The organism is Niabella aurantiaca DSM 17617 (genome assembly GCF_000374125.1).
Lineage (GTDB): Bacteria > Bacteroidota > Bacteroidia > Chitinophagales > Chitinophagaceae > Niabella > Niabella aurantiaca.
Window position 1 is genome coordinate 19,888 of record NZ_KB893625.1, and the last position, 13,852, is coordinate 33,739.

Below are 13,852 nucleotides of genomic sequence, written 5' to 3' on the forward strand. Positions count from 1 at the left end.
TAGTATTAATATTAGAAATTATTCATTATTATTAACTTTTTTTTGATAATATTTTTTATAAGTGATAACTTGTTAGTGTTTTTTTAAAAAATGATCGGAACGAGATCGGTTGCGCTTTAATTATTTCTTAACAAAAACACATTACATGAGAAGGTTTTTACTTTTAATTACGTTGCTGCTTGCCGGCAACTTTTTGCTTTTAGCACAAACAAAGACAATAACCGGTACGGTTAAGGATGAAACGGGAAACCCTGTCCCTTTTGCCACGATTGCGGAGAAAGGAACAAAGAGCGCCGTATCGGCAAATGCTGAAGGTAATTTCAGTATCCGCGTGGGAGCAGGGGCTACACTCGAAGTTTCCGCTACCGGTTTTCAAACACAAACCGTAACAGCATCCCAGTCCCCGGTGGAGGTTACCCTGGCAGCGGGAGAGGGGCAGCTGATCGAAGAAGTGGTGGTCACTGCCCTGGGCATATCCCGCGAAAAAAAGGCGTTGGGTTATTCTTCACAGCAAATCGACGGTGCGGCCGTTAATGCCCGGCCTACCAATAACTTTTTAAATAACCTGTCTGGCCGCATTGCCGGTCTGGATATTAAGACGAACTCGAATTTCGGAGGTTCAACCAATATTGTGTTGCGGGGGATAAAAAGTATCTCCTATAATAACCAGGCTTTGATCGTGGTGGATGGTGTGCCTATCGCGAATACAAACCTGAATCTCCGGGATGCTGCCAGGGGAAGGGATGGAGTGGATTTTGGTAACTCCGCTTCCGATATTGATCCCAATAATATAGAGTCGATCAATGTATTGAAGGGCGCGGCAGCCACGGCACTTTACGGCAGCCAGGCCTCTAATGGCGCATTGATCATCACCACTAAGAAGGGAAAGAAGAATCAACGGCTTGGAGTCACGCTGAACACTACGTTCTCCGTGGGGGCTATTGACAAAACAACATTCCCCACTTACCAAAAAGAATATGGCGAAGGATACGGTCCCGTATTCAGAAATGTTGATGTGGACCAGGATGGAACTGTTGACAAGCTGGTACGCACAGGTGATGATGCCTCCTATGGTCCCCGGTTTGATCCCGGCTTAATGGTATATCAATGGAATGCTTTTGCCCCCGGTAATCCGAACTTTGGAAAACCAACGCCCTGGGTAGCCGCTGCAAATGACCCCAGCACGTTCTTTGAAAAAGCGCTTACGGCTGTTAACAGCGTCAACTTCAACGGCGGCGGTGATAACGCCACCTATAACTTTACCTACACCAACCATTATGAAACAGGCGTCATGCCCAACAGCCGTTTAACAAAGAACATGCTGAACGGTAATTTTTCCAGGGATTTTGGAAAAGGATTTAAGACTACGGCGTTTGCTACTTTTTTAGATCAGTCTGCTACCGGCAGGAATAGTGTCGGCTACGGAGACAATATCTTGACCGGTTTCCGGCAATGGTGGCCTATGAATGTGGATATAAAAGAACTGAAACAGGAGTATATGCGGGATCATGAGAATTTGACCTGGAACATGACTTCACCTCAAACGGGCAATCTGGTACCCGCCTTCTGGAACAATCCCTATTGGGACCGTTATGAAAATTATCCTACAGACGACAGAACAAGGGTATTGACCGGGGCCAATCTGAGTTGGGACATAACCCCCGATTTTAACATCCTGGGCCGTGTAACCATTGACTACTCTACCAGCAAACAGGAGATCCGGAAAGCAGTGGGCAGCCATTCCGAAGAGTTTGGAGTGGCGCAGGCGCCTGCCGGAGAGAGCTCCGGCTACTGGTTGTTTACCAATAAATTTTTACAGCAGACCTATGACCTGATCGGGACCTACGACTGGCAGATCAGCAATGATTTCAACGCCAATTTCTTACTGGGCGGAACATTTGTAAAATCCCACCAGGAAGATTTTGAAGCTTCTACAACCGGAGGGCTGGTCATACCGAAATTGTATACCCTGGGTAACTCTGTGGGCTATTTCCCGCCCATACAGGGAGATGTTACCCTGGAAAAAACGGGCTATTATGCGCAGGCCTCTGCCGACTTCAAAAAAACATTGTTCCTTGAAGGAACGGTAAGGAGGGACGAGTCAACGGCCCTGCCGGAAAATAACCGGGCGTATTTTTATTTTTCGCTGGGTTCCAGCTTTGTGTTCTCGGAATTGCTTAAGAAAAACGGAACGGCTGATTGGCTCGATTTTTCGAAGCTGCGTTTGAGCTATGCCGGCGTGGGGAACGATCTGCCCCCCGGCCTTCCGGGATTTAAAGTGAACAATGGCCTTATAGGCGGTTACCCGATGGCGGATAACAGTACCACTTATGTCGATTTTGAATCCTTAAAACCGGAAAGGCAGAAAAGTATAGAAGTAGGCCTGGAAGCCACGATGCTGAAAAAGAGAATTACACTGGATCTTTCCCTTTATAAAACAAATACACAAGATCTGTTGTTCAGCGTTCCCCAGTCCACGTCCACGGGGTACTCTTTTTCATTGGTGAATGCGGGAGAAACAGAGAACCGGGGGATCGAAATAGCGTTGGGGGTAACGCCTGTGAGGAACGAGAACTTTGAATGGAAAATGAACATCAACTGGGCAAAGAACCAGAACAAGGTGGTCGCATTGAACGAAGGCCGGGAAAACCTGCAGCTGGCCAACTTCCAGATGACCTCATTGAATGCAACAGTAGGCCAGCCCTATGGTACATTCCGGGGAACTGATTATGTGTACAAAGATGGCAAGCCGGTAGTGGATGAAGACGGGATCTATTTACAGGCGCAGGACCAGATCCTCGGCAATATTCAGCCTAAATGGATCGGCGGTGTTTACAACAAGCTGCAGTATAAAAACCTGTCATTAGGATTCCTCGTTGATATGAAGCACGGGGGCAGTATATTTTCCCTTGATCAGGCATACGGTCAGTCTACCGGTCTTTATCCCAATACGGTTGGTTTGAATGATCTGGGGAACCCGGTTCGCGCCTCCCTGGATGATGGCGGCGGAATTATTTTACCGGGTGTTAAGGAAGACGGATCGCCCAATGATGTGCGTGTAGATGCAAGTGCATACGGGGTTTTCGGCGGCGATGGCGCCTATCCGAATAAAGCCTTTATATACGATGCGTCCTATGTAAAACTAAGGGAAGCCAATATTTCCTATACGCTTCCCGCCCAACTGTTTAAAAGCGGAAGTTTTGTAAAAGGGGCCACCATCGGCCTGGTAGGGAACAATTTATGGATCATTCATAAAAATGTGCCCTATGCAGATCCTGAGGCGGGTACTTCCTCGGGAAATATTCAGGGCTATCAGAGCGGGGTAATGCCTGCTACCCGGGTTTTTTCATTCAACGCTAAATTGAACTTTTAAATCAGAAAAAAATGCAATCCATAAATAATAAACTCATTGCCGCAGTGCTTGCCACCATTTTAGTTGCCGGGTCGGGATGCGTGAAAGACAGGGCAGGATTTAACGATGACCATGATAAACCTTACCAGGTGGCTCCGTCCCTGCTCCTGACCAACGCACAAAAGGAGCTGGCAGACCAGGTAACAACGCCCGACGTAAACCTGAATGTATTTCGTTTTTTTCAGCATTACTGGACCATGACCACTTATTTTACTGATGCCCAGTTTGATTTTGCCGGAACAAGGCGGGTGCCGGATAATCACTGGACCGCGTTGTACGCAAGGGTGATCGGCAATCTGCAATCTGCCAGGGAGGCGGTGCAGGCAGAGGCAAAGCCGGCGGCCACTTCGCAGGAAGATTGGGACAAGCAGCAGGCCAATAAAATGGCGATCCTGGATATGCTGCAGGTATATGCTTTCCAGATCCTTGTGGATTCTTTCGGAGATGTCCCTTATTCAGAGGCTGCAGATGCGGGTGTGGTGCTGCCAAAATATGATGATGATGCGGCTATATATCCCCAATTAATTGAGCGGCTAAAGGCAGATCTGGGCCAGTTAGATCCTTCCGCTCCGTCATTTGGTGCACAGGAAGAATATATGCTGGGAGGGGATGTGGACAAATGGAAGCTGTTTGGAAATTCGTTGCTGCTTAAAATTGGAATAAATCTTTCTGATGTGGATGCTGGTTTGGCTAAGTCGGCTGTGGAAGCGGCAGTTACCGGGGGCGTCATTACACAGAACACGCAGAATGTTTCGTTTAAGTACACGGCTTTATCTCCGAATTTCAACCCGGTGCATGCAAATGTGATCGCCAGCGGCAGGAACGATTATATTATCGAAAAAACGATTGTTGATATGATGAACGGGTTGGCGGATCCAAGGCGGGCCGTTTATTTTACCCGGGTGGGCGGCGCGTACGTGGGCGCCGTATTGGGGGATGACGAGCAGGCATATGAAGATTTTTCACACGTGGGCGACCGGTTTGTAGCACCGGACGATCCGGGTTATTTGTTTGATGCTGCTGAAGTGAATTTTTATTTGGCAGAAGCGGCTGCCCGCGGCTTTTCGGTTGGAGGGTCGGCAGTGAATTATTACAATGCGGCGATCCGGGCTTCCTTTGGACAGCTTGGGCTAAGCGATGCGGATGCCACACTTTACCTGGCCAAACCTGCGGTTGCTTATGCTACGGCGCAAGGCGATTGGAAGGCCAAAATAGGACGGCAGGCATATATTGCAATGTTTAACCGTGGATTTGAATCCTGGAATTTTTACCGGCGGCTGGATTACCCGGTAATGACCGCGCCGCTGGCTGTGCCGGCGGCTGACGGCAAAGTGCCCGTGCGGCTTACATACCCGATCAATGAGCAAACCGTTAACGGGGCCAATTGGCGGGCAGCGTCCGAAGCGATCGGTGGAGATAAGTTGACGACCCGGGTTTTTTGGGATAAAAATTAACAGCATCCTTATAGGCGTCAAGGATCTTTGCCATCCGGTCATCTGTTGAATCAACCTCCGATCTTCTTTCCTGCAGGAATTGCAGCTTCTGCCGCAGCAGTTCGCTGCATTTTCTCCGCTATCTTTTGTTTATCAACGCCACGGGTAGCGGCGGCGCTTTCCTTTTTCCTGTGCAGCGAACAGGGTCTTCTCAAGGCCCCAGGTTTCATCTCGACAGCACCCGGTAAGCTCCGGCGGCCTTTTTCTTCCAGGGCGATCGGGTTGTGCGATACTCCAGGTAACAGGGGCAGCTCCCGCAGGCTTAGCTGTGTTTATTGTCGGAATGTTTTCATTATAAAGCATTTAGCAGGTTGAATAAGGGTCTACACAGTTTACACAGGCGATGTTTACAGCGCCATTGTAAACAAATCGACTGTAAACGAATTCGTTTACAGTGGCGTAATTCTCTGTGGATTTGTAAACAAAATGAAGCGGTGTTCATTCCGGGTCCCTTTCAGGATACCCGGAAAAGAAAATGAACATTGACTCCGGGTGCATACCGAATTGTCGTTGCAATGCAACTTGTTTCAGCATCTATGCATATTGTCGTTCGATAGAGGGCGAAACAAGTTCAGAATGAACCATAGGAGTGAGTGTTATCACCTTATTGATTTTGCTATGCAAATGAAGTAGTCGGGGGAGACATTGTGTTTATGGGAGTGCTGCAATTTGGAATGCGCCCGGCTTTGATGCAAGCCCTTTTTTGTTACCTTCGTTTCAAATGCATTAAAATGAGCGAGCAGCAACCCAATCAGTTAAATATAGAGATCTCTGAAGAAGTGGCGGAAGGTACGTATGCCAACCTGGCCATCATCACCCATTCGATGGCGGAATTTGTGATCGATTTTGTAAATGTAATGCCTGGAACACCCAAGAGCAAAGTAAAGGCGAGGATCATTTTCACCCCGCAGCACGCAAAACGCTTTATGAAGGCCCTGATCGAAAATGTTGAAAAATTTGAGGCCACACAAGGCGACATCAAAGACCTGGATGAGGTGCAATTACCCGTTAATTTTGGCGGACCCACGGCTCAGGCGTAGCCTTTCGTTTCATATAGAAGTTTAAAGCGTCGGGTTGGCTTTCTTTGCTAACAGATCGCAGGATGTATGCCCTGCTGAAAATATATATCCGGGGTGCATTAAGCCTGAAAACCGATCTTGCCCTTTAAATTGTTAGACCGGCAAGCGGCCATCAGGTATCAAAACGCCATTAACGTGAGGTGTTAAACCGGGAGCTTCTTTTCCTGCGATTGGTACCGGTTTCATAATCCGGCAGCGGGGGATCCGGTTGTTGTTTGATCCAGATCGCAGCGCTCCGGGTCATTTTTGGATTCTCTTTTAAGGTTACGGTCACGGATACTTTTTTTACAGAAGGTTCGCCGGGCAATACCAGGCTGTTGCCTTCAAACTTGCCATAATCGGATGTGAATTTAAGCTCTTTTTCCGTTAGCGGCCGCCAGCTGCTGTCGCTCATTCTCCCGTCTACGTTGATGTAATTGTGCGTGCCCTTTTTCAGACTGTCGGTGTACAGGTGTAAATGGATGCTTTCTACCCGTTGCGCATTCAGGGCCTGTACAGATAAAACCAGTAAAAGAATGATGCCGGTCTTTTTCATCTTTTGAAAAATTTTTACTCTTCCTGAAGACGAGGGCACTATTAAAAAGGTTGTGCCTCTGGTCGGGCTCCGGCTGCCTCCAGCAGGGAAGCTATTTTGTGATAACCCAGTTCCCGTGCGTGTACCAGCGGTGTAATGCCTTTTTTATCGGGGATCCGGGTGTTGCAGCCCGCGGCGATGAGCTCCGCTGCAACAGAAGCATGTGTTTCATCGCCTTCGCCCAGGAGGATCGCTTCCAGCAGGGCCGTCCATCCGGTATCGTTAACATGGTCGATGGGAAACCCGGGTGTTTGGGCCAGTAGCCGCACCGTTTCCAGGTAAGCTTTTTCGCAGGCCGGCATCAGCGCTGTGCGGCCATAACGATTAAAAATGTTAAAGTCGGCCCCGTGCTGCAGGCAGGCTTTAACTACATCTGTAAAACCCTGTGCGCCCGCATAGAGGAACGGAGTATAGTGTACCTGGTCCCGGGCATTGACATCTGCTCCGTAGCCGATCAGCAGCAATGCAGAGGGGCGGTCTTTTTTGTATAAAGCGTACAGGAGCGGTGTTTGTCCTTCCGGGTTGGTCATTTCGATATCCGTTTTGCGGCGGAGCGCTTCTGTGAGGCCTTCGGTATTGTTTTTATCAATAAGCCCGAAAAGATCTGTTGCTTTTGTCATCCTGCTTTTTTTATAAAATCTGCGGCACCGTAGGGTCGCCGTGCAATAATAGGTTGTTTTTGGGAGATGAAAGGGCTTCCGGGTTTACTGTCCGCCGGATTTATCCGGGCAGGCGCGGATTGTTTTTTTGATTTTACCGGCTAAAAGGAACCGCAAATGTCCCCTGATCTGCAAATCTGCAGCATTTAAAAACAGGACCTGTACCCGGCCGCTTCCTGCCGGCAGGTGCTTCATTAAAATATTTATTACGAACTTTGAACGATGCGGGTATCAAAAAAAGATGCGGATGTGATCGGGAATGCCATTGATCAATGGGAGAAGGAGCAGGTGGTGGATGCACAGCATGCAGCGCGGCTGCGGCAGTCTGTGGAGGTGCACAAAGATGACCTGGGGTCCTTTACCTTTTATGCGTTTGTGGCGGCCGTTTCCTGCGCCATCCTCGCCTTTGGCGCCATTGTGCTGGATGAAAAGTGGATCGAGCGGATCCGGCGGTTTTTTGCATTCTCCGAAGTGCTGATCGGCGTGGTCTTCCTGGCGCTTTCCCTTCTGCTTATCTGGTTTGCGAAAAAGAGAAAGCAAAGGCATCCCGATGCATCGCTGAGCAACGAGAGCTTCAACATCCTGGCGGTGCTGAGCCTTGGTGTGTCCATCACCTACCTTACCCGTGGCATGGGAAGCGGGTACCGGCTATATGGGCTGGTGGTGTTTGTGCTGGCAGCCGGCTATGGTGCGGTTGCCCGTTACCTGCAGTCAAAGCTGATCTGGGTATGTGCATTGTTGGCGCTGATCGTAAGCTGGGGCATCCAGACCTGGATCTGGTCCGGCCCGGAGCATGATTATTTCCTGGGAATGAATTACCCGCTGCGGATGACGGTCCTGGGAGTTGTGCTGCTGCTGACAATATGGTTTTTCCGGATGCAAAAGCGGGCAGCTGTAATACCGTTTTATGAGATCACCGCCTATTTTCTGTGGATTTTCTTTTTGCTTTCGGGGCTGCTTCTTTCTGTTTCAGGCAACCTGAGTTATGATGTCTGGAGCAACATCCGGCAAGGCAGGCTGTTCCTTTGGGCGCTGGGATACACGTTGTTGCTGGCGGTACTGGTGGTATATGCTTACAAACGCAAGGACGAGCTGTTCCGGGACCTGGTGCTGCTGTTCTTTTTGCTGAATATTTATACCCGGTATTTCGAGTACTTCTGGGACAAGACCAATAAAGGGATCTTTTTTGCGTTGCTCGCCCTTTCATTCTGGCTGATCGGGCGCAAAACGGAGCAGATGCGGAAGCGGTTTTTGTGAGAAGAGCAACAGAAGATTAAAACATCAACCCAAGCCCTAATATACCTCCTACAACCGTGTGCTCTCCATATTGCTGTGCTTTAAAATTCAGGGAGGGAACAAATGTTATAAGATCACTCAGGTAAACTTTGTATGCCACCCCCAGCTTCAGGAGCGCCCCCCCGTTAAGGAACGGACGGTGCGCAGCATGGCTGGTATTTAACGTAGGGGCATAGCCGGCATCCACAATAAACATAGTTCCGCTGATGCTGTTGCGGGGATAATAACGGAAATCGGCAAAAATGGGAAGGGTGGTAACCCGCGCACCCCTGGTTATCGTATCCTGTTCCGGTATATCTGTGAAGGGGCTGTATTTATAATGCGAAAACTGAAGACCGATGCCCAGACCCAGGGAAAACTGAGGATTGACAAAATAGCCGTTGATGGTGTTGATCTCGAACCCTGCTTTAAACCGGGTGTTCCCATCCTCCTGCATTGCCGAGTCGATGGACCGCACCACCTGGAGCTCCACGGGGGTGGTGATGTTAAAGTATCCTTTCTCCTGTTTGGTTTTTAACAGCTGTCCCTGTGTTGCTGATACCTGTATCAGGAGCCCCAGCAGCAGCAGCACACGGCTTGTAGATTGTAGCATGGCAAATCGTTTACGGTTTTTTTGATGAAGCGGGGGCCGGTCTCAAACGAGCTGCAGCAGGGTTACTCCCCGGCCGGTAACGGATCTGCCGGAAGTTGATCTTTCCGCATCCGTCTGTACCAGCAGCAGGTATGCTTTTAACCCCTTATTGGAACAAGTTTATGAAACGCAGCATATTTCTCTGAGTGTCACCCCTCATTAAAATTACATTATAGTTTTCTCTAATCAAAATAATGCAGCAAAAACATCGCATTTTTGTGGTCCAAAAATCAAAAAAAGATGTTTACCGCTGGTACCACCCGGAAGGGGTTCTTATTTTTCTGTTTCATCATGACCGGCCTGATGGCCGTAGCCCAGGATGCGGATTCGGTCCGTTTTGTAAAAGCACGCTGGAAAAAAGAGCGTATAGGCCGGGGCACAAAGCTGGTTACCCATCATTTCCGGGATAAGGACCTTTTTATGGCAAACCAGTTTATAGCGTATGCAGTCGTGAAGAACCACGGCCGGAAGCGGGGATTTCATATTGCCGCCGAAAAAAAACTGCTGAAGCCGGTATCTGTTTTTGCAAAAGAAGCCGGCGCCCTCGTGGCTATCAACGGCAATTTTTTTAACACAAAAGAAGGCGGCTCGGTAGATTATGTAAGAGTAGATGGCCGCGTGCTCAGCGGAAATCTGGTGAATGCCCGAGGAAAAATGAGCGTTCATCAAAAAGCAGCGGTTGTGATACAGGATGGCAAGCTGGCCATTGTGGAGGGAGGTGCCCGGCCCGGCTGGCCCGATTCCGTTCCAGCAGCTTCTGTTCTGGCCAACGGCCCCCTGCTCTTGCAGAACGCTGCGGATGCGCCGGTAGATCCGTCTGCGTTTTCGAAGAACCGGCATCCCAGAACCGCTGTCGGCATCACCAAAAAAGGAGCGGTGATCCTGCTGGTGGCGGACGGACGAAGCCCGGAAGCAGCGGGTTTAAGTCTTGAGGAATTGCGGAAACTGATGCGATGGCTGCATTGTGTTGCGGCGATCAACTTCGACGGTGGCGGTTCCACTACGCTTTGGACCCAAAAAAGAGGAGTGATCAACCATCCCTCCGATAATAAAAAATGGGACCATAAAGGGGAGCGCGCTGTAGCTAATGCGCTGTTTTATAGTAGATAAAGGCCATTGTTTCCAGGTTTGACCGGTGTTTTTCCACATAGTGCTCAATTTGAGAGGTCCAGATATGGAAATCTGGCGATTAGCGCTTACTTTTGCGCCTTGAAAATCGTTAAATAATTATGGCAGGTCAGTTAAAAGAGGTCCGGAATCGCATTAGTTCGGTACAAAGCATGCAGCAAATTACCAAGGCAATGAAAATGGTAAGTGCGGCAAAATTCCGCCGGGCGCAGGACGCGATCATTCAAATGCGGCCATACGCTCAAAAGCTGCAGGAAATGCTGAGCAATATCGTGAGCAACAATGACGGCGATACGGAAATTGCCCTGGCTGCCGAGCGACCTGTGGAAAAAGTACTGATCATTGCCATTACCAGCGACCGTGGCCTTGCCGGGGCTTTCAATGCCAATGTAGTCAAGCTGACCCGGTCCCTGATCCGGGAAAAATACCAGGCCCAGCTTGATAAAGGCAACGTGACCATCTGGAACCTGGGTAAAAAGGGATATGAAGCCCTCACCAAGGCCGGTTACAAAACAGACGATGCACACAGGGATATTTTCCTGAAACTTTCTTTTGAGAATGTGCAGAAAATAGCTGCGGAAGCCATGAAGGCTTTTGAAGAAAAAAAGTTTGATGCAGTGGAGATCGTGTACAGCCAGTTTAAAAATGCTGCCACACAGATCTTTACCGTGGAGCCCTTCCTGCCGATCCCGAAAGTGGAGAAAAAAGAAGGCGCTGTAAAAGCAGATTTTATTTTTGATCCCAATAAGGAAGACCTGATTGCCGAATTGATGCCTAAGATCCTAAACACCCAGTTGTTCAAAGCCGTATTGGATTCAAATGCTTCCGAGCATGGCGCCCGTATGACCTCTATGGACAAGGCTTCAGAAAATGCGAATGAAATGCTGAAGAACCTGAAGCTTTCGTATAACCGGGCAAGACAAGCTGCGATCACCACCGAGTTAACGGAGATCGTAAGTGGCGCAGCGGCATTACAGGGATAAAGTACTTGTTCAATGTTTCAGGTTTAAGGTTCCAATGTTGTTTGCCCTTAACTTTAAATCCTGAACGTTTAAACTTTGAACTTTTCATCATGGAAATAACCGGATTGATCCCGCATATTGAAGCATTGATCTTTGCAAGCGATAAGCCGTTGACCCCATTGGAGCTGACGGATCTGCTGAACAATGCGTTCGGTTTTATGGAAGATAAGATTACGCTGGATCAGGTGGAAGCATCTGTTGAAGGGGTGGTGGAAAAATACAATTCGGAATTTTACCCGTTTGAAGTGCGCGAAAGCGGCGGGGGCTGGCAATTTCTCACCAAAAAAGACTATCACAAAACGGTTGCCCAGATCAATGGCGATAAGTTTATGAAACGCCTGTCACCGGCAGCGCTGGAAACCTTATCGATCATTGCCTACAAACAGCCCGTTACCAAAGGAGAGATCGAAGCCATCAGAGGTGTAAGTGCGGATTATGCCATTCAAAAGTTACTGGAAAAAGAACTGGTGATCATCAGCGGCCGTAACGAAAAATTACCGGGTCACCCGTTGGTGTATGCAACCTCAAAGAATTTTATGGATTACTTTGGGATCAACTCGGCCGAAGAGCTGCCCAGGATCAAAGAAGTGCTGGCGGAGCAGGAGATCCTGCCCACCCCGGTAGACGAGGATGGGAATGCCATTGTTCCGGAAGAACAGGCCGGCGGTGATGCGGAACGTCCATTGGCGACCGGCGAAGATCTGTCTGCCGCGCAGGCGGGCGGGGAGCTGATGGAAGCCGGGGAGCCGGAAGCAGCGGGTGATGCCCTTCCTTCAGAAGCCGCCGCAGATGATGATGCCCCCCCGGTAACGACCGAAGCCGTAGCGGAGGTGCCGGAAATTGTGGAAGCTGCGCAGGAGGAGGACCTCCATAAGGCGGCCGACACCGAAAGCGCGGCGGCAGGAACGCAGCAGCAGGAAGATGATTCGGAAAAAACGGAGCAAGAATAAGCTGCTGCCCATACGATTATTTTTTATGCAGCAGTAATTTTACTGCTTTTTTTGTAAATAGCATCATGAGCGAACAATTAACAAACGAACAACTGATTCAGATTGCGAATGAATTTGGAACACCTGTATATGTGTATAATGCCGATAAAATTGAAAAGCAGTACCAGCGGTTGTGCCAGGCTTTCGACGGTGGCCGGGTAAAGATATTTTATGCGGCAAAGGCGCTCACCAATCTGAGTGTGCTTCGTTTTATTCATAAGATCGGCGCCAATGCGGATTGCAGCTCCATCAACGAAGTAAAGTTGGCGCTGCAGGCTGGTTTTGAGCCCTCGCGGGTGCTTTATACAAGCAACGGCATTCATTTTTCAGAGATCGAAGAAGCGCTGCATCTCGGCGTTTTTGTAAATATCGACAGCCTGTACAACCTTCAGAAGCTGGGCGAAAAATATGGAAGTCAGTACCCGGTAGGGGTACGGCTGCGGCCGAATATTATGGCCGGGGGAAATCTCAAGATATCAACCGGGCACGACCGGAGTAAATTCGGTATTCCTGTAGAACAACTGGCGCAGCTGCAGGAGCTGGTAAAGACCTATGGGATCCGGATCCAGAATCTGCATATCCATACGGGAAGCGACATTAAAGATGCTGATGTTTTTATAAAGGGCATTGATGTATTGTTCGACATCATTCCGCATTTCCCCGATCTGAAATCAATTGACCTGGGCGGCGGCTTCAAAGTGGCATACAGGGAAGGCGACCCGGTGATCGATATTGAAGCGCTTTCCCGAAAAGTGCTGGCTGCCTTTGATGCACATGAAGCGGCCCGTAACCTGGAAATATGGTTTGAGCCCGGTAAGTTCATGGTCAGTGAGTCGGGCTACCTGGTCACCTCCGTGAATCTTCTTAAAGAAACAGCTGCAACTACTTTTGTGAGCATCAACAGCGGGTTCAATCACCTCATTCGCCCGATGTTTTATGATGCTTACCACCGGATCGGGAACCTTACCCATCCGGATGGGGAGCAGCGGCCCTATTCGATCGTAGGAAATATTTGTGAAACCGATACGTTTGCCTGGGACCGCCCATTGCCGGAAGTACGGGAAGGCGATCTGCTGGTGTTCTATAATGCGGGGGCTTACGGGTATGAAATGGCATCTACCTTCAATTCGAGGTTTCGCCCGGCCGAGGTCATCGTGCGCAATGGCGGGGCCCGGCTGATCCGCAAAAGAGATACGCTGGAGGACCTGACGCGGAACCAGGTGGTGGTGGATCTACCCGGATAGCGGATAGCCTGGAAGAAAGGGGAGGTTAACAAAACAAAACCGTTGTATGGAAAAACAATCTCATTTCATACAAGTTGCACTGCTCGCATTGCCTTAGACGGGAAGGCTTAACCACAATGGATGCAAGACTTTCGCAAAATATTCCGATGAAATTTTCATTGCGATCGTTGCTGATTCATTGCGCGCTTAGCGGTTATATTTTAAACCGCAAAGTACGCGAAGTATTCTGACAGAACTTTCTTTGCTCTTGCTGGTCTTCTTCATCAACAAAGGATCATGGCTTATAAACGGCATGAGGCTGTACATAGAAACGACTCCAGCGTTT

At 49.1% G+C, this 13,852-nt stretch carries 12 protein-coding genes; 8 read left to right on the top strand and 4 right to left on the bottom strand.

Annotated features, from left to right (window positions below):
• Positions 1–145: 145 nt before the first annotated feature.
• Both B160_RS0100095 and B160_RS0100100 read left to right on the top strand, forming a co-directional pair.
• Positions 146–3,373: a SusC/RagA family TonB-linked outer membrane protein gene (locus B160_RS0100095; RefSeq protein ID WP_018625794.1), complete on the top strand. Its 3,228-nt coding sequence runs from the start codon at positions 146–148 to the stop codon at positions 3,371–3,373.
• A gap of 11 nt (positions 3,374–3,384) precedes the next feature.
• Positions 3,385–4,866 carry a SusD/RagB family nutrient-binding outer membrane lipoprotein gene (locus B160_RS0100100; RefSeq protein WP_018625795.1) on the top strand — a complete coding sequence of 494 codons (1,482 nt, stop codon included), beginning with the start codon at positions 3,385–3,387 and terminating at the stop codon, positions 4,864–4,866.
• Positions 4,867–4,916: 50 nt separating this feature from the next.
• Here the strand turns inward: B160_RS0100100 and B160_RS32045 are convergent, their stop codons facing one another.
• Complete coding sequence (locus B160_RS32045; protein ID WP_157557833.1) at positions 4,917–5,060, bottom strand: hypothetical protein; 144 nt, start codon at positions 5,058–5,060, stop codon at positions 4,917–4,919.
• Between the two features lie 576 nt (positions 5,061–5,636).
• Between B160_RS32045 and B160_RS0100110 the strand changes: the two genes are divergently transcribed.
• Positions 5,637–5,945, top strand: a complete 309-nt coding sequence (locus B160_RS0100110; RefSeq protein WP_018625797.1) for a DUF3467 domain-containing protein — start codon at positions 5,637–5,639, stop codon at positions 5,943–5,945.
• A gap of 169 nt (positions 5,946–6,114) precedes the next feature.
• Here B160_RS0100110 and B160_RS0100120 read toward each other — a convergent pair whose 3' ends face one another.
• The gene (locus B160_RS0100120) at positions 6,115–6,519 is read right to left on the bottom strand and encodes a hypothetical protein (RefSeq protein ID WP_018625798.1); all 405 of its coding nucleotides are present in this window, start codon (positions 6,517–6,519) and stop codon (positions 6,115–6,117) included.
• 41 nt (positions 6,520–6,560) lie between these two features.
• Positions 6,561–7,178: an ankyrin repeat domain-containing protein gene (locus B160_RS27980; protein ID WP_018625799.1), complete on the bottom strand. Its 618-nt coding sequence runs from the start codon at positions 7,176–7,178 to the stop codon at positions 6,561–6,563.
• Positions 7,179–7,439: 261 nt separating this feature from the next.
• On the opposite strand from B160_RS27980, the gene B160_RS0100135 reads away from it, so the two are divergent.
• Positions 7,440–8,474: a hypothetical protein gene (locus B160_RS0100135; protein WP_018625801.1), complete on the top strand. Its 1,035-nt coding sequence runs from the start codon at positions 7,440–7,442 to the stop codon at positions 8,472–8,474.
• A gap of 16 nt (positions 8,475–8,490) precedes the next feature.
• On the opposite strand, the gene B160_RS0100140 is transcribed toward B160_RS0100135, so the two are convergent.
• Complete coding sequence (locus B160_RS0100140) at positions 8,491–9,105, bottom strand: hypothetical protein (RefSeq protein WP_018625803.1); 615 nt, start codon at positions 9,103–9,105, stop codon at positions 8,491–8,493.
• A 279-nt stretch (positions 9,106–9,384) separates the two neighbouring features.
• Between B160_RS0100140 and B160_RS0100145 the strand changes: the two genes are divergently transcribed.
• The 4 genes from B160_RS0100145 to lysA all read left to right on the top strand — a co-directional run bounded on the left by B160_RS0100145 (position 9,385) and on the right by lysA (position 13,527).
• On the top strand, positions 9,385–10,254 hold the full coding sequence (locus B160_RS0100145) for a phosphodiester glycosidase family protein (RefSeq protein WP_157557834.1): 870 nt from the start codon (positions 9,385–9,387) through the stop codon (positions 10,252–10,254).
• Positions 10,255–10,373: 119 nt separating this feature from the next.
• Entirely contained in the window at positions 10,374–11,255 is an 882-nt protein-coding gene (atpG, locus tag B160_RS0100150; RefSeq protein ID WP_018625805.1) for an ATP synthase F1 subunit gamma, read from the top strand.
• Between the two features lie 89 nt (positions 11,256–11,344).
• Positions 11,345–12,244, top strand: a complete 900-nt coding sequence (scpB, locus tag B160_RS30365; protein ID WP_018625806.1) for an SMC-Scp complex subunit ScpB — start codon at positions 11,345–11,347, stop codon at positions 12,242–12,244.
• Between the two features lie 65 nt (positions 12,245–12,309).
• Positions 12,310–13,527: a diaminopimelate decarboxylase gene (gene lysA / locus B160_RS0100160; RefSeq protein ID WP_018625807.1), complete on the top strand. Its 1,218-nt coding sequence runs from the start codon at positions 12,310–12,312 to the stop codon at positions 13,525–13,527.
• Positions 13,528–13,852 lie beyond the last annotated feature (325 nt).